The organism is Moritella sp. JT01 (assembly GCF_001574435.1).
Taxonomy (GTDB): domain Bacteria; phylum Pseudomonadota; class Gammaproteobacteria; order Enterobacterales; family Moritellaceae; genus Moritella.
Map to the genome: position 1 here is coordinate 92,890 of NZ_LOCN01000004.1, position 20,066 is coordinate 112,955.

Genomic DNA, 20,066 nt, shown 5'->3' on the forward strand with positions numbered 1-20,066 from the left:
TATTATTCTGATGACACTAGTATTACTAATGTGTATTTTTCAGACTGCGTTATATAAATAAAGTTCGTTTTAACGCCAAATAAAGTTCGCCATTGTGCTAATTAAATCAAAATAAGGACAAATAAATCAAAATACCTTTTTATTGCCCGAGATTTAAAGCTTATAATGCCCTACTTAGAGTTATACCTAAACAACCTCAAGATGCACAACCTGCTTATCTCTGATATAGCATCTTGACGTAACTTGGGTATAGACATAACAGCATACTACAAATAGAGCGGAAACTATGAGAACAAATGCGGAATACCAAAGCGATGTACTGATTATCGGCAGTGGTGCCGCAGGACTCTCACTTGCCTTGAAACTCGCTGATCACGCTAAAGTGACAGTATTAAGTAAGAGTAGCTTAACCGAAGGCTCAACTCTCTACGCACAAGGTGGTATCGCCGCCGTTTTTGATGAAGCAGACAGTGTGGAAGGCCATGTATCCGATACCCTTGTGGCTGGTGCTGGTTTATGTGATGAAGATACCGTTAGCTTTACAGCAAGCAGCGCGGCCGCCAGCTTAAACTGGTTAATAGATAAAGGCGCACCCTTTGATCAAGTAGCCGATGATAATGGTGAACAACATTATCACCTAACCAAAGAAGGTGGCCATAGCCATCGCCGTATCCTGCATGCCGCCGATGCCACAGGTAAAGCAGTTCAAACCACGTTAATCGATAATGTGAGTCAACATCCGAATATCACCTTAATGGAACGCTTTAACGCGGTTGATCTTATTTCGACTAAACAGCTTAACCAAGCAACTAACCGTATTATCGGTGCGTATGTGTGGAATCGTGACGCCGAAAAAGTTGAAGTGATTAAAGCACGCTTCGTTATTTTAGCGACGGGGGGTGCCAGTAAGGTTTATCAATATACCAGTAATCCCGATGTTTCGAGTGGTGACGGTATTGCGATGGCGTGGCGTGCAGGTTGCCGTGTTGCCAATATGGAATTCAACCAATTCCACCCTACCTGTTTATTCCACCCAGATGCGAAGAACTTCTTATTAACCGAAGCACTACGTGGTGAAGGTGCCTATTTACGTCATGCAGACGGCACCCGTTTTATGCCAAGTTTCGATGAACGTGCAGAATTGGCTCCGCGTGATATTGTTGCCCGTGCTATCGACTTTGAAATGAAACGTCTGGGTAGTGATTGTGTGTATTTAGATATCAGTCATAAACCCGCTGAGTTCGTTATTAGTCATTTTCCGACTATTTATGAGCGTTGCTTGAAGTTAGGTATTGATATAACTACAGACCCAATCCCAGCAGTACCCGCTGCACATTATACCTGTGGTGGTGTAATGACTGACTTAACGGGTCAAACTGATATGCGCGGTTTATACGCGATTGGCGAAGTAGCTTATACCGGTTTACACGGTGCCAACCGTTTAGCCAGTAACTCGTTATTAGAATGCATTGTGTTTGCCCACGCAGCAGCAGAAGATATCTTATCGAAGTTACACAAAAAACGTAAAGATTACCGCATTCCAGCTTGGGATGAGAGTAAAGTAACTGACTCAGATGAAGAAGTTATAATTCAACATAACTGGCATGAACTACGTTTATTTATGTGGGATTACGTCGGTATTGTAAGAACCACTAAACGTCTAGAGCGTGCCCAACGCCGTGTGAATCTATTGCAACAAGAAATTGATGAGTACTACAGTAATTTCCGTGTCAGTAATAACTTATTGGAATTAAGAAACCTAGTGACTGTAGCAGACTTGATCATTCGTTGCGCCCTCGACCGTAAAGAAAGTCGCGGCTTGCACTACACGCTCGACTACCCAGAACAATTCGACGAACCACAACCAACTATCTTACAGCCTAAGGTATAATTTATGGCTGGTTAGCCGTTATAAAAATAATATGCAAGAAAGCAGCTATCAGGCTGCTTTCTTGCGTCAAGCGACGGCGTTATCAACAACCTATTTTTTAGTCATACTTTTTAATGACAACATTAAGGTAAAAGCGGCTACAGGCTCATCCCCAGTACTATCTGGACAAGTGGCGATAACCTTAATCGGTCTATTTAAGCGCTCACCAGTGATCATAGCTTCCTTTACATACTGAGCGATATCGAGCCCTTGCACGCAGGTAAAGTAGGTATCCCCCTCTGCACGTTTAATAAAATCAACTTGCATCGATTTCAATGCGAAGCCCACCTTAACGCCTTTCATTTGGGTTTTGTGCATTGCAGCTAATACGCCCGTGCAGTCTGCACCACTTGCAAGTACCCCGACAAACATCGAATTCATGTGATTTTTGTTGCGTCTTTTAAATGGGATCTTAATCGTACAAGTACGCTCATCAAGTTGATGTACTGAAGGTCTAACATAAAATAGCGAGGGTACTTTAAGTAAGGTAAATAATCGTAGAAACAGCGTGTACTTAGTCGTTTCTGAAAATAAGTTGAATAGCTTCATCCGTTTAGCCCTTATAATGCATTGAAAATAAAGACTAACACGAATGAAAATGAACTTACCAGCACTGAAACAATTTTTTACACCTGATTCAAAGATATTAGTTTAGCTGCTACTTTAATATTTTAATGGTCCGAACTAGACGGCGATAATCAGTATCGTCGATAGCATCACGCATTATACATAATGACTGAACGCGCCCCTTATTTAAGCTGATATAACTTAATTGAATAAAAAGATCTGCGCTACGTGAACATCGGGTAATTGCAAATAGTTCACCCCCAGCGTCAAACTGAATATAGCCATTGGTGAAATAGGTAAAACGGGAACGGCGTAGCCAATGTTGCCTGCATTGATAACCACACAGAGCAATAATGACTACGGAATAAACCAATTGTAGGGGTACAAGTACCAACCAAGTAAGCAGCAAACCGAGCACCAAACTATGTATTACAATACATAGCAACAACCAGTATCTAGATGGGCGTAACGTGGCGCTACACTTTAACTCTTGAGACAATTTTATCCATCATATAGGCTAACTCTGGGTCGCCACACTTTTCATGACCCATTGCCCAAGCAAATAACTCGGGATCTTCGCCTTCTAACAAGCGTTGGAAAATAAATTTATCTTCATCTGATAAATCATCATAAGCTTCATCCACAAACGGACGAAATAATACATCTAGTTCTAGCATGCCACGGCGACATGCCCAACGTAAACGCGCCTTTGAATCTAACTTAGTCATTTTTATCCCTTATCCTACAGTCCATAGGGTTATTCTATCACAAAAATAAACAAGATCTTCTAAAGACAAATGCTTGCGTTCACTCTACCATAGAGAAAACCAGCCAGAGAAGAGTAAACAATGACGCAATTTAATAAACTGACCCTAGCATCAACAGACGCATTACCAAATGTGATCGTAAGCGAACTATCGCACTGGGGATTAATGACTGCAACAGGTGAGCAGCGTTTAAGTTATTTACAAGGCCAATTGACTTGTGATCTGGTGGGTTTAGAAGACCAACAAACAACTTGGGGTGGTCATTGCGATCCAAAAGGAAAACTGTGGTCAACATTCCAAGTAGCTAAAAAAGGCAATTCGTTTTATTTCATCATGCGCAAAGACGCATTGGCGATCACCCTGCCTGAACTAAAAAAATACGCGGTATTCTCAAAAGTAGAACTGACCGATGCCTCTGCATTTTGTAACCTCTACGGTATAGCTGGCGCACAAGCTGAACAGTGGTTGAATAAGACCTTCGCAATTACTCTTGGCGAAGAAGCGGTCACTCATTTACCGAATGGTTTTGTCATGCGACTTATTGGCGATACCCCACGTTTCTTAATATTATTACAAAAAAGCGATGCCTCACTACAACAGATCAGCCAACACTTAGCAGAAGCTGCAACTGACGACGGTTCATTCTGGGATGCACTGGATATCCTCGCAGCAGCACCCATTGTAGGGACAGCAATGAGCAGCGTACAGATCCCACAAGCATTCAACCTACAAGCTTATGATGGTATTAGTTTCACGAAAGGGTGTTACACAGGACAAGAAACGGTCGCTCGCGCTAAATACCGAGGCACCAACAAACGTGCAATGGCAATCTTAACTGGTGCAACGGCAACTGAAGTAAACAGTGGTGATAACATTGAACTACAACTGGGTGAGAATTGGCGTAGTACAGGCAAGGTCAACTTAAGCTACCGTTATAGCGATGGCGTTCAGCTGATCTCGAGTGTTATGCCAAATAACCTTGAAACAGATAGCGTGTTTAAAATTACCGATAACGAATCAAACTTAGCCTTTATGCCATTGCCTTATTCATTGGTAGAAGCAGACTAGTACACATTATCAAGCGAGGTGAAAATGCTCACCTCGTTCCTTTCATAAGTCCCCACAGAATAATATAAACTACAGCATAAAACCAATAACCTACCAACCCCATGAATCACGTTATAAAGTAATAAATACGTGCATTTTTTTAAAATAATATCAAAAACACTGACCCATATTGTACGTCAAAACATATAGTGCGCCACCTAGCTACATTCCACAAAACACTATCCTGGTCGTTTGATTACTACCCAAGAGTTACTCATATTTATATATAAATTTATTGACAATATAATTTAAGCATGATTAATATAATAAGGCGCCTTACTATATTTTATGCAATTATATAGGGTTGCACTATTTCAAGATTTACCAAACGCTTTTATAAAAATATAATCAATAGGTTGGAGAGTAATTATGGATACTAAAACTATGTTAAAAATTGGTAATAGTCATCTTACCGTCACTCCTCAAGGCTTAGGCTGCATGGGGATGTCAGAATTTTACGGTCAAAGCGATGATAACCACAGTAAACAACTATTGCAAAGTGCAGTTTCTGCGGGAGTAAATTTTTTTGATACTGCCGATGTCTACGGTTATGGCCGCAATGAAATACTACTAGGTGAGTTCATCGCCACTTTACCCGACCGTACACAAATTGTAGTTGCCACTAAATGTGGCATTATCCGTGATGAACACGACTCACAAAAACGTGGTGTTGATAATAGTCGTGAATATATTATCGCATGCTGTGAGGCCAGTATTGCGCGCCTTAGCACCACGATTGATCTCTATTATTTACATCGTGTGATTGATAGTCCAGACGCTATTTTAATCGCAATGTCAGCAATGGCATCACTACTCAAAGCAGGTAAAATTAAAGCTGTCGGGCTCTCTGAAGCCAATGCAGAATATATTCGTTACGCACACCAATGCTTATTAGATTTAACCGAAGGTAAACATGGAATCAGTGCCGTTCAGTCTGAATATTCATTACTCAGTCGTGGTGTCGAGAACGATGGTGTGCTCGATGCATGTCGTGAATTAGGTATTACATTTGTTGCATATAGCCCGATTAGCCGTGGATTATTGAGTGGCGAATTAAACACCCTTGATAAATTAGATCATGATGATTTTCGCCGTACATTACCTCGATTTAGCGATGAAAACCTGAATCATAATAACAAATTAACCACGGCATTAACTGAGTTAGCACAAGCCAAAGCCTGCACACCAGCACAACTCGCACTCGCTTGGTTGATGCATCAGTCGCCGACAGTGATCCCTATACCAGGAACCAAACAACAAAAATACTTACAACAAAATATCAATGCTATGCAGGTAAAGCTTGACGCTGACGAGATGAATTTGCTGAATTCACTAAGTGCTAATTTTCAAGTGCAAGGGACTCGCTATACCGAACAAGCCATGCGCAGCTATGCCCTCAACGAATAATGATTAAATATACTCACGATAACATGGCCACTATATTCTCCATCTATATGGTTAATTGACATATAATAAGGTCATATACAATATAAGACGTAATATATTAGGACATGATAATGGATAACAAGAACGGATTAATGAGCCCCAAGTATGTAACGCTATGTAAAGAAGCTAAAAAAAGAAACATGGATAGTGAAGCGATTGCTTTACTGGGTCAATTTTTTACCCTTAGCGCCGCATTAACAGATATGTGCGTTAATAATCTTAATCAATTTGAGTTACTTGAAGGTCGTTTTGTTTCAATGCTTATGATTAATGATAAAGAGTCTGCAGCACCACACGAGATCTCAACCTTAACCGGTTTAACCAGAGCATCGATCACGTCAACGATTGACTCTCTTGAAACACGCGGTTTCGCAGTGCGAGAAGCATCAAGAACAGACCGACGTTCACTGACGGTTAAGTTAACCGCAGAAGGTAAAGCAACTTTAGATCAAACCGTCACATCTCAGCTTAACTGGTTAGCAGGATTAACGAGCTCATTAGATGAAAATGAAAAAGCCGCATTCAAATCAATCCTAACAAAGATAAGCAATAACATGTAAACGGGCTAGGCGTGAAAGACCGTCTATCTACGATAAAATAGTGGTACCCATCCATCAAACCAACACACTATCAGTCAACATATTAAGATCTACGCATACATAGGGATACCCACGCCATAACACTAGACTTTACAAATCACGATGGCAATAGTCATAAACATATAGTACGTCGACGTACTATATTCAAGCATACTATACGCGTACATACTTAAATAAGTAAACTAAATCTCAAATGGATATTAGGGGAATATAATGAACAACACAGAAACTAACAGCTCTTTTGAAACATCGAACTTAAAAATGTGGCTATCTATCATAATATTAGCGATCGCAACATTTACCATTGTTACCGCTGAACTTGCACCAATAGGTCTGTTAACACCAATGGCAGAAGGGCTACAACAATCAAAATCTATGATTGGACTAACCGTGACATTTTATGCATGGATAGGGGCAATAAGTGCGCTTTTATCTTCTGCATTTTTAGGTAATCTACCGAAAAAAGCATTGCTTATCACGCTGATGTTTATTTTGCTTATTTCAAATATCTTATGTGCGATGGCGACCGACTATTACTTGTTCGTTGCAGCAAGAGTCATTGGTGCTCTTTCTCATGGTGCATTTTGGGCAATGATAGGCGCGCTTGCTATGTCTCTGGTGCCCGCCCGTCATGTCGGACTAGCCACATCCATTGTTTTTGGTGGCGTTTCAGCAGCGAGTGTTTTCGGTATTCCAATTGCGAACGTCATCGGTGCCAACTTAAGCTGGCAAATGGCATTTTGGATAATTTCCGCTTTAAGTATTTTTTCACTTTTGGGGATATTACTGTTAGTTCCAAATATTAAATCACAACATGCTATCGGTATTTCAGTCTTAAAAAATGTCATTCGTAATCCGGTATTATCTAAAATTTATATTGCGACATTATTGGCAATCACAGCACACTTTAGCGCGTTTACGTTTATTGAACCCTACTTACATGCGTCAAAGGCGATTAGCGATAACTTCATTTCCATCGCACTATTTACATTTGGTATTGCCGGATTAATGGGTAACTTCATTACAGGTATATTCATTGACCGATACCTTAAGCCATTAATATTATTATCCGTTGCCATGGTTGCCGTAAGCTTGCTCATTCTCGGTATTTTTTCTAGCTCACTTAATCAAACCGCTATTTTTGCGTTAATTATATTTTGGGGTATATCCGTTTCTGGCATTTTTGTTGGCTTCCAAACTTGGGTGTTACGCATTGCCCAAGAGGATGCATTTCCAGCGTCAGCCATTTATGTCGCCATATTTAACAGTGCGATAGGTACAGGCGCGCTGTTTGGTGCATGGATAATGGCAAACTTTGATTTCACTGTATTAATGAGTTTCTCTGGTACCGCTATCGCAATATCACTATTTATGATTTCAATTATTCCAAGCGAGATCAATGACGCTCCCTCACAGCTAGTTCGAGATAACCTATGAGTGCATACACAACAGAAATATCAGAGCACGGTAAAAAGATCATGAATACCTTACAACCAGGGCTAGCCGATCAAGTCATCTCAAAGTTAGCTGAATTAGATGATGAGCTTCCCGAACTAATTGTTAATTATGCCTTTGCAGATGTCGTTGGCAGACCAGGGCTTGATATTAAAACGCGGGAAATGATAACAGTGGCCTCTTTAATCACCTCGGGCAATGCTCAACCACAGCTTGAATTGCATATGAGGGCCTCTTTGAATGTCGGTGTAACAGAGAAAGAGTTACTTGAGATAGTCATACAAATGGCCATTTATGCTGGGGTGCCAATTTAACAAATCAAAATCAACAACAGAGGACTAACCTATGCCAATTATCAATGTAACGATATGGAAAAGTGGCGATAAAGAAATGAAAAAAAAATTACTGCAGGAACTCACCAAAACAACACATGAAGTGACTGGTGTACCGCTTGATAAAATAACAGTCTATATTCAAGAAATAGAAAGAAGCGAATGGGCTGATGCAGGTATAACAGGAGATGATTCAAACTTTCCAATAGAAAGCCGTCGCAAAACATACTCTTAATAAAAAAACCCTGTGAAATTACTCTCACAGGGCTTTTATATGCATTAATTAAAGCATCATGATTGATACTATAAATTAGCTATTTGCTTGTGGGCGCATTGCCGGGAATAAGATCACGTCACGAATAGTATGTGTATTGGTAAATAACATAGCTAAACGGTCGATACCAATACCTTGGCCAGCAGTCGGTGGTAAACCGTGCTCTAGTGCAGTGATGTAATCTGCATCGTAGTACATTGCTTCATCATCACCCGCATCTTTGGCGTTAACTTGTGCTTTGAAACGTGCGTCTTGGTCTTCAGCATCGTTAAGCTCAGAGAAACCATTCGCAACTTCACGGCCACCGATGAAGAACTCAAAACGGTCAGTGAAGAATGGGTTGTCATCGCTACGACGTGCTAGTGGCGAGATGTCTGCTGGGTAACCAGTAATGAATGTTGGCTGAATCAGTTGTGGTTCAGCAGTTTCACCAAAGATCTCTTCCAATAACTGACCACAAGTCCAGAATTTCTCTATCTTCATGTTCAGTGATTTCGCAATAGAAACCATTAACTCACGATCTTGAACACCTTCATTAGTCAATGCTTGGATAACTTCGTGCTCAGGGTTGTACTGTTTGATTGCATCTAACATGCTAATACGTGTGTATTTGCCACCGAACTCAACCATGTCGTCGCCGTAAGGCATAGATGTAGCACCTAGTACTTCAACCGCTACCGTGCTTAGCATTTCTTCAGTGAAATCCATAAGGTCATTGTAATCAGCGTAAGCTTGGTAGAATTCCATCATTGTGAATTCTGGATTGTGACGAGGTGATAAACCTTCGTTACGGAAATTACGGTTAATTTCGAATACACGATCAAAACCACCAACAACTAAACGCTTAAGGTATAGCTCAGGTGCTACACGCAGATACATTGCTTGATCAAGCGCGTTATGATGAGTGATAAATGGACGCGCTGTTGCACCACCAGGGATCACATGCATCATTGGCGTTTCAACTTCCATGTAATCTTTTGATACCATGAAGTTACGGATCGCAGTTACCAGCTTAGAACGGACGATGAATGCATTACGCGATTCAGCGTTTACGATCAGATCAACATAACGTTGACGGTAGCGCATTTCTTGGTCAGTTAGACCGTGGAATTTTTCTGGTAATGGACGTAGCGCTTTAGTTAGTAGTACGTAGTCCGTCATTTCAACGTAAAGATCGCCTTTGCCTGATTTGTTTAGTGCACCAGTAATACCAACGATATCACCAATATCTAAACCACCAAGGTCAGCTTTTTGTGCTTTTTGTACGTCTTTCGATGCGTATGCTTGAATACGACCAGCTGTATCTTGGATAGCAAGGAAAGGACCACGTTTAGCCATGATACGACCCGCGATGCTTACCACGTGCTGCATTTCAACTAATTCTTCTTTCGATTTTTCGCCAAATTCTGCCTGTAAATCTGCTGACTTATGTTTTACGCGAAAGTCGTTAGGGTGGCCATTTGCTTTACAGTTGGTGCGGATATGATCTAATTTCGCGCGACGTTCTGCAATCAGTTTGTTTTCATCTTGTAACTGTTCAGTCATTGTTTAACCCTATTTTTTTACAGGCCTGATTTCAGGCTGGCTTCAATAAATTTGTCTAAGTCACCGTCTAAAACGGCTTGTGTATTGCGTGTTTCAACACCAGTACGTAAATCTTTTATGCGTGAGTCATCCAGTACGTATGAACGGATCTGACTGCCCCAACCGATATCTGACTTCGCATCTTCGGCGATTTGTTTTTCCGCGTTTTGTTTTTGCATTTCATGATCAAACAATTTGGCACGCATTTGTTTCATCGCCGCATCTTTGTTCTTATGCTGCGAGCGATCATTTTGACATTGTACAACAAGATTAGTGGGTAAGTGAGTAATACGTACCGCAGATTCCGTCGTATTTACGTGCTGACCACCCGCGCCCGAAGCACGGTAAACATCAATACGTAAGTCCGATGGATTCAAATCAATCTCGATGCTGTCATCAATTTCTGGATATACAAATATCGATGCAAACGAAGTATGACGACGGCCACTTGAATCAAACGGTGATTTACGCACTAAACGGTGAACACCAGTTTCGGTACGTAACCAACCATAAGCATATTCACCACCCAAACGGATAGTGGCACCTTTGATCCCGGCTACATCGCCAGATGATACTTCGATCAGCTCAACTTTAAATTTGTGTGCCTCACCCCATCGTAAGAACATACGTAATAGCATGTTTGCCCAATCTTGGGCTTCAGTACCACCAGAGCCAGATTGGATATCAAGATAACAATCATTTGCATCATGTTTGCCAGAGAACATACGACGAAACTCAAGTTTAGCCAGTTGTGCTTCTAAACCGATAATTTCATGTTGCGCTTCAGCAAATGTTTCTTCGTCTTCAGCTTCAACTGCCAGTTCAACTAAGCCTTCAACGTCATCACAACCCGTACCTAGATCATCAATCGTTTTGACGATCAATTCTAACGACGCGCGTTCTTTACCTAATTCTTGGGCGTATTTCGGGTTATTCCATACTTCCGATGACTCTAATTCCGCAGATACCTCTTCTAGACGCTCTTTACTTGCATCGTAGTCAAAGGTACCCCCGAAGCAGCTCAGCGCGTTCGCCTAGCTCCTTTAATTTATTCAGTACTGGATTTACTTCAAACATGATTCTGCTCTATTTTAATTGTATTCAGCATTTTGCTAAAGATATTGTACTCAGCATGATGCAGATATCGATATATGCATCAGCATTCTACTAAGTATATAATTCGAACTATGGGATTTTACACAACAGCAAATTTTACCGAATTCACTCGCGGATATACAGAGGAAGATTAATAAAACAGCAAATTAATCGATAATATAAGAAAATAAATAGGAATAAATAAAAACGGGGGAACATATAGCGGCATAAAATAGCAAAAAGCCACGCGACAGGGCATGGCTTGAACATAATGGCAACCAACCAGGTTAGCTGACTTGACTACATTGGTTATTATTTTCAGCCAATACTTGCAGAATATCGCCACGACGAATGATACCAACCAACTGGCGATCTTCTACAACGGGATACACACTCAAGTTGTCTTTGGTCATGCGGATGGCAATATCAATAATACTGTCTTGTGGCGATACGCTAACGACATTTTTACTCATCACATCGTTCACAATAGCAGGTTTATCACAGTGGTAACTGCCACTAATAAGGGCTTGCAAGCAATCTGATTCAGAAACAAAGCCAATCACTTCATTCGTCGAGTTAACCACGGGCACAGCATTAATTTGGTGTTTAGCAAACAAATCAACCACGGCGACCAATGACGTACCACAGGGAATACTTGGAGCATTAATTTTCATTTCATTCATTACGCGTTGCATAGTCATGGTCTATATCCTTATCTTAAAGCAGGATTGCTGTAGAAGAGGTAATAACTATAACTGCAAACCCAATATAGCTAAAGCCGATTAAATCTAACACTTCAATCGACAAAAACTATCAACAGGCATTTGTAAATAAATGCTTATTAGCGTAATGGCTGTAAATGCTCAACCATAAACTGCAAGCTGCGCTTACCACGGAACTCGTTCACATCCAGCTTATAGGCTAGCTCGATCTTCTGTACCGAGGCATCAGGCCATACTTCTAAATCAACATTAAAAGCAATCGCATCCACTAACGGTCCACCACTTTCAGGTTCCAACATCATTTTTAAATGTTTTTTACCCACAAGGCGTTGCTCACGTAATTTAAAAATACCATCAAAAATCGGCTCTGGGAACATCTGTCCCCAGGGTGCAGCTTCTTTGATTAATTCTGCTGTAGGCAATGACAGTTGCTCACTCGGTAGTTCGCCATCACTTAATACCACACCAGTTAACTGCTCTTCCGTTAATAGTTCCTGCACTAAGTCGTTAAACTGTTTGGCAAACTCATCATAGCCATCAAGGCGTAAAGACAAACCAGCCGCCATCGCATGGCCACCAAATTTCAAGATCATGCCCGGATTTCGGGTATCGAGTAACTCCAAGACATCACGTAAATGCAAGCCAGGTATTGAACGGGCTGAACCTTTTATTTCCCCTTCGCCAGCATCAGCAAAAGCGATAACAGGGCGGTGGAAACGCTCTTTAATGCGAGATGCAACTAAGCCAACCACACCTTGGTGCCAGTCATCTTGAAATAGACAAATGCCGTAAGGTACTTGTCCGGCATCAAAATCGACACTTTTTAGGATAGCCAGTGCTTCTTGCTGCATTGAGCTTTCAATTTCTTTACGCTCTTCATTCAGGCTATCGAGTTCGCCAGCAAAACGACGCGCGTTATTAAGATCTTCGCACAATAGCGTTGCTACGCCAACAGACATGTCATCTAAGCGTCCCGCTGCATTTAATCTTGGTCCTAATGCAAAACCGAGATCACTTGCGCAAAGCTGTGCTTGATTACGATTGGCAATTTCGATCAAGGCTTTAATGCCGGGCCGACATTTATCGGCGCGGATACGCTGTAGACCTTGATGTACTAAAATACGGTTATTAGCATCTAATGGCACAACATCAGCAACCGTACCCAACGCAACAATATCCAGTAGACAGGCTAAATTAGGCTCGGTTAAACCTTGCTTGGCAAACCAATCTTGCTCTCGTAATGCGCTGCGCAATGCCAACATGACGTAGAAGGCAACACCAACGCCAGCAAGATTTTTGCTAGGGAATGTACAACCATGTTGATTGGGATTAACAATAGCATCAGCATTCGGTATTTCGTTACCCGGCAGATGGTGATCGGTCACGAGCACTTTAATGCCTAACGCTTGCGCGGCAGCAACACCGGCAATGCTGGAAATACCGTTATCCACCGTCATGATCAGTTGTGCACCATTGGCTGCAGCAAGATCAACAATTTCAGGACTTAAACCATAGCCAAATTCAAAGCGATTAGGGACTAAAAAATCAACATTACGATAACCCAGCATTTTAAAAGCGAGCATCGACAATGCGGTACTTGTTGCGCCATCGGCATCAAAGTCACCTACAATGATAATACGTTGATTTTGTACTAACGCGCTGACTAATAGATCACACGCGGCAGTCATACCTTTAAGCTGATTCGGACGTAATAAATTTTTAACGCCTTTCTCTAATTCTTGATCTGACTTCACACCACGACTGGCATAAATTTGGCGTAATAATGCAGGCACAGCTGCTGATATACCGTCACAATCTGCATTATCGCGACGTTTAATTTGCTTGTTCAAGATTTATCCATGTTTTTTAGCATACTAAGAATCTGCTCAGCAGGCACGTAACCCGGCTGCATTTGTCCGTTTTCCAAAACAATTGCAGGCGTACCCGTGACGCCTAAACGTCGACCAAGTTCATATTGCTGTGCAACTGTATTTGTACACATTTCAGGAATGACTTTGCCGCCTCGTTTTGCGTTGTTCATCGCTTGCGCACGGTCTTCGGCACACCAAATTGACGTCATATCTTGATACGTTTTAGAGTTTAGACCACCGCGTGGAAATGCTAAATATTTAACACTAATACCAAGCTGGTTCAGTTGCGCGACTTCGTTATGTAACTTACGACAGTAACCGCAGTTAATATCGGTGAATACCGTGATGCTGTACTTTTCATTTTCGGCAAGGTAATTAATGGTATCACCTGCGAATTCTTGTATTGCTTGCTGGCGTACTTTACCCATTGCTTGTTCGGTAAGATCCGTAACCCCGTTATCATTAACTTGGTAAAGTGTGCCTTGAATAAGGTTAGAGGCATCTGCATTCACATAGAAAATACCTTGATCGGTAGCTACTTCAAACAAACCAGGGATAACACTGTCACTTACACTCGATACTTTAAAGTTAAGTTTTTCAGCTAATAAGCGTGAAATATCCTGGTGATCTGCTGATAATGTTACATTGATAGATTGTTCAGTATGAGCCGTCGGAGTAGTAATTAACGCCTGCTCAGGACTACCATCGATCCCAAGTATAAAGCTCCCTACTAAACCTACAGCTACAGCTGTAATCATTACTTTCTTTAACATATGTTCTCCGCTTTTATCCTTAATGGATCTCTATGCTCGATAAATTAACAGAATTCATTATTTATCACTAGCCTTAATCCTTGCTAATACCATGTCATCAACGCAATTACGCGCGAGGATGGTGTTCACTATGCAACTGCTCTAATCGTGCTGTAGCTACATGTGTATAAATTTGTGTTGTTGATAAATCGCTATGACCAAGTAACATTTGTACGACACGCAGATCGGCGCCATAGTTCAACAAATGGGTGGCAAACGCATGGCGCAAAGTGTGCGGAGACAAATGCGTTGTGATCCCTGCGACTTGTGAATAATGCTTAAGACGATGCCAGAAAGTTTGCCGAGTCATAAAGTTGCCACGTCTGGAAGGAAACACCACATCGGACGTTAACCCTTTTAATAACGTCGCGCGACCTTCGGCAATAAAGCGCTCAGTCCAATACACAGCTTCTTCACCCATAGGCACTAAGCGTTCCTTACCGCCCTTACCCGTCACACGCACTAACCCTTGGCGTAAGCTCACTGATTCCATACTCAAGCCAACTAATTCTGATACCCGCAACCCTGTGGCATATAACACCTCCATCATGGCCTTATCACGTAATTGGATCGGATCGTCTAATTCTGGTGCAGCTAATAATGCATTCACTTCAGCTTCCGATAAATCGTCTGGCAAACGCTGCGGTAGTTTCGGGCTAATGAGTAAGGCGGTCGGATCATCATCGCGCATTTGCTCACGATACAGATATTGATAGAAGCGACGGATCGCGCTCAATTGGCGCGCGGTACTACTGGCTTTGTAACCTAAATCAAAACGGCTGGCCATAAATGCTTGAATTTCAAGACGGTCAACAGTTAATAACTGCTGTTTATGCTGCACCAACCAGTGATGATATTGGTTTAAATCGTTACGATAAGAGCTAAGGGTATTATCTGACAATCCGCGTTCATGCCACATAATATCTAAAAACTGTTCTATTATTTCAATCTTTTCCAAGCTAATACCCTATGCTGCTATTACGATTACTATGCAACCAGTATAACAACACTGTATAAATAAACATGAATTATAGTACAATTATCTCATGTTACTATGCGTAACGATGAGCAACTGATCGCTCAGAGCATGATCAACACATCGTATTTATTAACACATAGTATGATTAGCAACACTGTCTTTGGATGTAGATAATGAAAATCGGTTTATATTACGGCTCAACTACTTTTTATACCACCATAGCTGCGGAAAAGATCCAAGCTGAAATTGGTGCAGAACTTGTCGACTTACATGACATAAAAGACTCTGGTTTTACTGATATAGAAACCTATGACGTCGTTCTATTTGGTATTTCGACTTGGGATTATGGCGAACTTCAGGAAGACTGGGGCGATCTGTGGTCTGATATTGCAGGAATTAACCTGGCAGGGAAAACCGTTGCGCTATTTGGTCTTGGTGATCAAGTTAACTACAGCGAATGGTATCTGGATGCGATGGGTATGCTATTTGACGAGTTGCAGGGCAAAGGCATTCACTTCATCGGCCAATGGCCAAATAAAGGTTACGAATTCGTGGCTTCAAAAGCGTTAACCGAAGATGAAAGTCAGTTTTTCGGTCTTGCCCTCGATGAAGACAGCCAGTACGATCAAACTGATGAACGTATTGCTACTTGGACCTTACAAGTGCTCGAAGAAATTGCAGCGCACTATTCATAACATATAAGTTATAACAACAAGTTAACGCAATAAAAAAGGCCGCTGCTATCCAAGATAGCAACGGCCTTTTTGTTATTCATTGACAAGCAATTGCTATCTTATAGCAGAGCCTTTCATGTAATTGAAGAAATCACTCTCTGGAGAAATAACTAATACATCAGACTTATTACTAAAGCTCTTAGAATAAGCTTCTAGACTACGTAAAAAACCATAAAACTCGGTATCTTTATTGTACGTATCAGCATAAATCTTCGCCGCTTTTGCATCACCTTTACCACGTAGTTCACGTGCTTGACGGTTTGCATCAGCAAGCATTACGGTTACTTTCGCATCCACTTCTGCTTTTAAGATCTCAGCTTGTTCATAACCTTGCGAACGATGTTCTTTCGCTACAGCATGACGCTCTGCACTCATACGTTGGAAGATACTGTTACTGACTTCCGGCGGTAGATTGATCTGCTTGATTCGTACGTCTTCAACCAGGATACCCAGCTCAGATGAACGTGCCATACGTTTCAATGCCGTTTCCATTACTTCGCCACGTTGGCCAGAAACGATATCTTTAATAGTACGATTACCAATTTCATTACGTAGACCATTGGTAATTTTACGTTGTAATAAAGACTCTGCTTGTAAGAAGTTACCGCCATTTGTTGCAAGGTAAAACTTCTCAAAGTCTTCAATACGCCATTTCACGTAAGAATCGATAATTAAATCTTTCTTCTCAGAAGTAACAAAACGATCAGCGTTACCATCAAGCGTTTGTAAACGAGAGCTTAATACGCGAGTTGAATCGATAAAGGGTACCTTAAAGTTCAGACCAGGAAGATAAACCTTCGCTTCCTCACCTGATTTAAGTACTTTACCAAAACGAACTACGAGTGCACGTTCACCTTCATTTACCACAAAGAAAGACGAAAAACCAAGTAATAGCACAAGTACTAAAATAACTGCTTTTAATTGATTCATAGCTTAGTTTCTCCCTGTGTTAAAACGATCAGGACGAACATTACTACTATTCGTATCTGGATACTGATAACGGTTATTTGATTTCGCTGGTTGTTGCGGTGCTGGTACTGTATTTGCCGAACGAGTCGGTTTATTATCCGCATTAGCGCTCATGATTTTATCTAATGGTAGATATAGCATGTTGCCAGTACCTTTAGTATCAACCACAATTTTCGTTGTATTTGAATAAACCGTTTCCATTGTTTCTAGGTATAAACGTTGACGCGTTACTTCCGGTGCAAGCTGATACTGTGGCAATAGACTTTCGAAACGAGCTACTTCACCTTGTGCTTTTAACACAATTTGCTGTTGGTAAGCTTGTGCTTCTTGTTCAATACGTTTTACTTGACCACGTGCTGTTGGTTCAATTGCACGCGCATAAGCTTCGGCTTCACGGATATAACGTTGTTCATCTTCTTGTGCAGCAATCGCATCATCGAATGCATCTTTAACTGCTTCCGGTGGACGTGCAGACAAGAAGTTGACATCAACAAGTTCAATACCCATGTGATACTCATCAATGATAGATTCAATGTTTTCACGGGTACTTTGACGTACAACTTCACGACCCGTTGTGATCACATCATCCATTGTCGTATGACCGATAACGAAACGTAATGCGCTGTCAATCGCTTGATGCAAGCTATCATTCGGATTTGTTACGTTAAATAGATATTCACGCGGGTTGATAACGCGATATTGAATATCCATTTTTACGTCAACAACGTTTTCATCTTTAGTTAACATTGAACCAGCAGCAGGCATAGAGCGAATGCTCTTAACGTCAACAGGGATCACACGATCAACAAACGTCGGTAACCAAGATAAACCCGGTTCAACCGTTTGTGAATACTGACCGAAACGTAATACCACGCCACGTTCAGCTTCTTTGATCGTATAGAAACCACTGACCACCCAGATAACGGCTAGTACACCAAGCACCAGAGAGACACCAACTTTATTAAAGTTAGCGCCGCCAGAGAACTTACCGCCTTTACCGCCACCAAACTTGCTGGTTAGCTTTTTAAATACTTCGTCAAGATCAGGGGGTCCCTGCTCTTTACCTTTTTGTCCCCAAGGGTCGCGATCTTTATTACCGCCATTTCCGGGCTCATTCCAAGCCATTTGCATCTCCATTACCAGATAGTTTCGGGAAAATATTAATGATATCAGCCTAGTGCTGAAGGATAAAATCTTCAATGTTATTACATTTGTGTTTTTTCAAACGTTGCCAATCAATCATAGTCATTCTAATGTCGAGTAGCCAGTCACCATTTTCGGCAAACGCTTCATTTTCAATACAATCGAGATTATACAGATGACTGACAACATTACCTTGCATTGCGGGTAACTGTAACTTCACCACTTTCATGGTACTTGCCAATAACTCCGTTAATGCTTGATATAAAAACGCCGTACCTTCGCCTGACATTGCAGATAGCCATACACTAACAGGCTTACCTTCGTCATCATAATCAATACGACAACGACCATCATCAAGCTTATCGACTTTGTTATATACCATTAAAACAGGCACTTCACCCGCATCAATCTCGGTTAATACCGAATTTACTTCTATAATATTACCGCGCATGTTTTCATCTGCACAATCAATTACATGTAAAAGTAGATCCGCTTCTCGCGTTTCCGTCAATGTGGCCTTAAAAGCAGCAACTAAATCATGTGGTAAGTGACGAATAAAGCCAACTGTATCCGCTAAAACCACTTCACCAACATCGGCAACCGCAATACGACGTAATGTTGGATCTAATGTCGCAAACAATTGATCTGCGGCGTACACTTTAGAATCAGTGAGACGATTAAACAGAGTCGATTTACCCGCATTGGTATAACCAACTAACGAAATGGTCGGTATTTCACGACGCTTACGTGAACGACGACCTTGGTCACGTTTGGTTACCACTTTGTCTAAACGACGTAAAATACTGTCCATACGCACGCGTAATAAACGGCGATCCGTTTCAAGCTGAGTTTCACCTGGACCACGCATACCGATACCGCCTTTTTGGCGTTCTAAATGCGTCCAACCACGAATTAATCGAGTCGACATATGGCGCAGTTGCGCTAATTCAACTTGCAATTTACCTTCATGAGTACGAGCTCGTTGAGAAAATATATCTAAAATCAAGCCTGTACGGTCAACAACACGACATTCCAGTAACGCTTCTAAGTTACGTTCTTGGCGTGGCGCTAAAGCATGGTTAAATATAACAATATCTGCTTGATAAAGCTTTACTGCTTCAGCAATTTCTTCTGCTTTACCTGAACCAACAAAATATTTAGGGTGTGGTCTTGAACGCGAACCTGTTACCACAGATAACGCATCTACACCGGCAGAGGAAACCAGCATTTCTAATTCATGCAGATCTTCTCGGTTGCCTTCATCATTAAAGTTAACGTGCACTAATATGGCACGTTCACCTGCTTCATGGCGATCAAACAACTTCACGACTCCCTATGAGTATATGACTCACAAGATTTTTTAGTTTAAATTTCAAAGAATTATTTATCACTTTCACTTTCGGTTTGGATGCCATGTTGTAACGGACGTGCCGGTACAACAGTTGAAATAGCATGTTTATATACCATTTGGCTCACGGTATTTTTTAATAAGATAACAAATTGGTCAAATGACTCGATTTGTCCTTGTAACTTAATACCATTAACTAAATAAATTGCGACAGGAATCCGTTCGCGACGTAATGCATTCAAAAACGGGTCCTGCAATGATTGTCCCTTAGCCATTAATAGTTTCCTTTTAAAAATTAGATTTTTATTATAATGAAAATATAACCGATAATT

At 41.2% G+C, this 20,066-nt stretch carries 21 protein-coding genes; 8 read left to right on the forward strand and 13 right to left on the reverse strand.

Annotated features, from left to right (window positions below; translation table 11 throughout):
- The first annotated feature begins 286 nt into the window (after positions 1-286).
- Positions 287-1,891: an L-aspartate oxidase gene (gene nadB, locus AKG98_RS03975; protein ID WP_067041732.1), complete on the forward strand. Its 1,605-nt coding sequence runs from the start codon at positions 287-289 to the stop codon at positions 1,889-1,891.
- A gap of 90 nt (positions 1,892-1,981) precedes the next feature.
- Here nadB and AKG98_RS03980 read toward each other — a convergent pair whose 3' ends face one another.
- The 3 genes from AKG98_RS03980 to AKG98_RS03985 form a co-directional block, all read right to left on the reverse strand.
- On the reverse strand, positions 1,982-2,479 hold the full coding sequence (locus tag AKG98_RS03980; protein ID WP_067041735.1) for a PaaI family thioesterase: 498 nt from the start codon (positions 2,477-2,479) through the stop codon (positions 1,982-1,984).
- A gap of 109 nt (positions 2,480-2,588) precedes the next feature.
- The gene (locus AKG98_RS22960; RefSeq protein WP_369814911.1) at positions 2,589-2,996 is read right to left on the reverse strand and encodes a protein YgfX; all 408 of its coding nucleotides are present in this window, start codon (positions 2,994-2,996) and stop codon (positions 2,589-2,591) included.
- The gene (locus AKG98_RS03985) at positions 2,974-3,225 is read right to left on the reverse strand and encodes a succinate dehydrogenase assembly factor 2 (protein WP_067041738.1); all 252 of its coding nucleotides are present in this window, start codon (positions 3,223-3,225) and stop codon (positions 2,974-2,976) included. Before AKG98_RS03985 ends, AKG98_RS22960 begins: the two co-directional genes overlap by 23 nt.
- Before the next feature lie 120 nt (positions 3,226-3,345).
- Here AKG98_RS03985 and ygfZ point away from each other — a divergent pair, with 120 nt between their 5' ends.
- The 6 genes from ygfZ to AKG98_RS04015 all read left to right on the forward strand — a co-directional run bounded on the left by ygfZ (position 3,346) and on the right by AKG98_RS04015 (position 8,438).
- Entirely contained in the window at positions 3,346-4,332 is a 987-nt protein-coding gene (gene ygfZ, locus AKG98_RS03990; protein ID WP_067041740.1) for a tRNA-modifying protein YgfZ, read from the forward strand.
- A 408-nt stretch (positions 4,333-4,740) separates the two neighbouring features.
- Entirely contained in the window at positions 4,741-5,778 is a 1,038-nt protein-coding gene (locus AKG98_RS03995) for an aldo/keto reductase (protein ID WP_067041743.1), read from the forward strand.
- Positions 5,779-5,888: 110 nt separating this feature from the next.
- On the forward strand, positions 5,889-6,377 hold the full coding sequence (locus tag AKG98_RS04000) for a MarR family winged helix-turn-helix transcriptional regulator (RefSeq protein ID WP_067041746.1): 489 nt from the start codon (positions 5,889-5,891) through the stop codon (positions 6,375-6,377).
- Positions 6,378-6,629: 252 nt separating this feature from the next.
- Positions 6,630-7,853 (forward strand): MFS transporter, encoded by a 1,224-nt coding sequence (locus AKG98_RS04005; RefSeq protein WP_067041749.1) that lies wholly within the window; start codon positions 6,630-6,632, stop codon positions 7,851-7,853.
- Positions 7,850-8,185: a carboxymuconolactone decarboxylase family protein gene (locus AKG98_RS04010; protein WP_067041752.1), complete on the forward strand. Its 336-nt coding sequence runs from the start codon at positions 7,850-7,852 to the stop codon at positions 8,183-8,185. Before AKG98_RS04005 ends, AKG98_RS04010 begins: the two co-directional genes overlap by 4 nt.
- Before the next feature lie 31 nt (positions 8,186-8,216).
- On the forward strand, positions 8,217-8,438 hold the full coding sequence (locus tag AKG98_RS04015; RefSeq protein WP_067041755.1) for a tautomerase family protein: 222 nt from the start codon (positions 8,217-8,219) through the stop codon (positions 8,436-8,438).
- 75 nt (positions 8,439-8,513) lie between these two features.
- Here AKG98_RS04015 and lysS read toward each other — a convergent pair whose 3' ends face one another.
- The 6 genes from lysS to xerD all read right to left on the reverse strand — a co-directional run bounded on the left by lysS (position 8,514) and on the right by xerD (position 15,519).
- The gene (lysS, locus tag AKG98_RS04020) at positions 8,514-10,022 is read right to left on the reverse strand and encodes a lysine--tRNA ligase (RefSeq protein WP_067041757.1); all 1,509 of its coding nucleotides are present in this window, start codon (positions 10,020-10,022) and stop codon (positions 8,514-8,516) included.
- Between the two features lie 17 nt (positions 10,023-10,039).
- Positions 10,040-11,138, reverse strand: a protein-coding gene (prfB, locus tag AKG98_RS04025; protein WP_198138616.1) for a peptide chain release factor 2 whose coding sequence is annotated in 2 segments (ribosomal slippage) — positions 10,040-11,062 and positions 11,064-11,138 — 1,098 coding nt in all. Because the reading frame shifts where the segments join, the coding sequence is not laid out codon by codon here.
- 305 nt (positions 11,139-11,443) lie between these two features.
- Positions 11,444-11,857 (reverse strand): CBS domain-containing protein, encoded by a 414-nt coding sequence (locus AKG98_RS04030; protein WP_067041761.1) that lies wholly within the window; start codon positions 11,855-11,857, stop codon positions 11,444-11,446.
- Positions 11,858-11,997: 140 nt separating this feature from the next.
- Positions 11,998-13,728, reverse strand: a complete 1,731-nt coding sequence (gene recJ, locus AKG98_RS04035; RefSeq protein ID WP_067041764.1) for a single-stranded-DNA-specific exonuclease RecJ — start codon at positions 13,726-13,728, stop codon at positions 11,998-12,000.
- Entirely contained in the window at positions 13,725-14,522 is a 798-nt protein-coding gene (gene dsbC, locus AKG98_RS04040; RefSeq protein WP_067041767.1) for a bifunctional protein-disulfide isomerase/oxidoreductase DsbC, read from the reverse strand. The genes recJ and dsbC overlap by 4 nt, the downstream gene beginning before the upstream one ends.
- A 106-nt stretch (positions 14,523-14,628) precedes the next feature.
- A complete protein-coding gene (xerD, locus tag AKG98_RS04045) occupies positions 14,629-15,519 on the reverse strand; it encodes a site-specific tyrosine recombinase XerD (RefSeq protein WP_006032508.1) in 891 nt (296 codons plus the stop codon).
- A 194-nt stretch (positions 15,520-15,713) separates the two neighbouring features.
- Here xerD and fldB point away from each other — a divergent pair, with 194 nt between their 5' ends.
- A complete protein-coding gene (gene fldB, locus AKG98_RS04050; protein ID WP_067041770.1) occupies positions 15,714-16,235 on the forward strand; it encodes a flavodoxin FldB in 522 nt (173 codons plus the stop codon).
- 93 nt (positions 16,236-16,328) lie between these two features.
- Here fldB and hflC read toward each other — a convergent pair whose 3' ends face one another.
- Genes hflC through hfq form a run of 4 tightly spaced genes read right to left on the reverse strand, consistent with a single transcriptional unit; the run spans position 16,329 to position 20,009 of the window.
- On the reverse strand, positions 16,329-17,204 hold the full coding sequence (hflC, locus tag AKG98_RS04055) for a protease modulator HflC (protein WP_067041773.1): 876 nt from the start codon (positions 17,202-17,204) through the stop codon (positions 16,329-16,331).
- Between the two features lie 3 nt (positions 17,205-17,207).
- Entirely contained in the window at positions 17,208-18,368 is a 1,161-nt protein-coding gene (hflK, locus tag AKG98_RS04060) for an FtsH protease activity modulator HflK (protein ID WP_067041775.1), read from the reverse strand.
- 49 nt (positions 18,369-18,417) lie between these two features.
- Positions 18,418-19,707 (reverse strand): ribosome rescue GTPase HflX, encoded by a 1,290-nt coding sequence (hflX, locus tag AKG98_RS04065; RefSeq protein WP_067041778.1) that lies wholly within the window; start codon positions 19,705-19,707, stop codon positions 18,418-18,420.
- Positions 19,708-19,766: 59 nt separating this feature from the next.
- Complete coding sequence (gene hfq, locus AKG98_RS04070; protein ID WP_067041781.1) at positions 19,767-20,009, reverse strand: RNA chaperone Hfq; 243 nt, start codon at positions 20,007-20,009, stop codon at positions 19,767-19,769.
- Between the last annotated feature and the right edge of the window lie 57 nt (positions 20,010-20,066).

Excerpts from the sequence above, each read along its gene's own strand:
- nadB (WP_067041732.1), top strand. The coding sequence starts at position 287 with ATGAGAACAAATGCGGAATACCAAAGCGATGTACTGATTATCGGCAGT.
- AKG98_RS03980 (WP_067041735.1), bottom strand. The coding sequence starts at position 2,479 with ATGAAGCTATTCAACTTATTTTCAGAAACGACTAAGTACACGCTGTTT.
- AKG98_RS03985 (WP_067041738.1), bottom strand. The coding sequence starts at position 3,225 with ATGACTAAGTTAGATTCAAAGGCGCGTTTACGTTGGGCATGTCGCCGT.
- ygfZ (WP_067041740.1), top strand. The coding sequence starts at position 3,346 with ATGACGCAATTTAATAAACTGACCCTAGCATCAACAGACGCATTACCA.
- AKG98_RS03995 (WP_067041743.1), top strand. The coding sequence starts at position 4,741 with ATGGATACTAAAACTATGTTAAAAATTGGTAATAGTCATCTTACCGTC.
- AKG98_RS04000 (WP_067041746.1), top strand. The coding sequence starts at position 5,889 with ATGGATAACAAGAACGGATTAATGAGCCCCAAGTATGTAACGCTATGT.
- AKG98_RS04005 (WP_067041749.1), top strand. The coding sequence starts at position 6,630 with ATGAACAACACAGAAACTAACAGCTCTTTTGAAACATCGAACTTAAAA.
- AKG98_RS04010 (WP_067041752.1), top strand. The coding sequence starts at position 7,850 with ATGAGTGCATACACAACAGAAATATCAGAGCACGGTAAAAAGATCATG.
- AKG98_RS04015 (WP_067041755.1), top strand. The coding sequence starts at position 8,217 with ATGCCAATTATCAATGTAACGATATGGAAAAGTGGCGATAAAGAAATG.
- lysS (WP_067041757.1), bottom strand. The coding sequence starts at position 10,022 with ATGACTGAACAGTTACAAGATGAAAACAAACTGATTGCAGAACGTCGC.
- AKG98_RS04030 (WP_067041761.1), bottom strand. The coding sequence starts at position 11,857 with ATGACTATGCAACGCGTAATGAATGAAATGAAAATTAATGCTCCAAGT.
- dsbC (WP_067041767.1), bottom strand. The coding sequence starts at position 14,522 with ATGTTAAAGAAAGTAATGATTACAGCTGTAGCTGTAGGTTTAGTAGGG.
- fldB (WP_067041770.1), top strand. The coding sequence starts at position 15,714 with ATGAAAATCGGTTTATATTACGGCTCAACTACTTTTTATACCACCATA.
- hflC (WP_067041773.1), bottom strand. The coding sequence starts at position 17,204 with ATGAATCAATTAAAAGCAGTTATTTTAGTACTTGTGCTATTACTTGGT.
- hflK (WP_067041775.1), bottom strand. The coding sequence starts at position 18,368 with ATGGCTTGGAATGAGCCCGGAAATGGCGGTAATAAAGATCGCGACCCT.
- hfq (WP_067041781.1), bottom strand. The coding sequence starts at position 20,009 with ATGGCTAAGGGACAATCATTGCAGGACCCGTTTTTGAATGCATTACGT.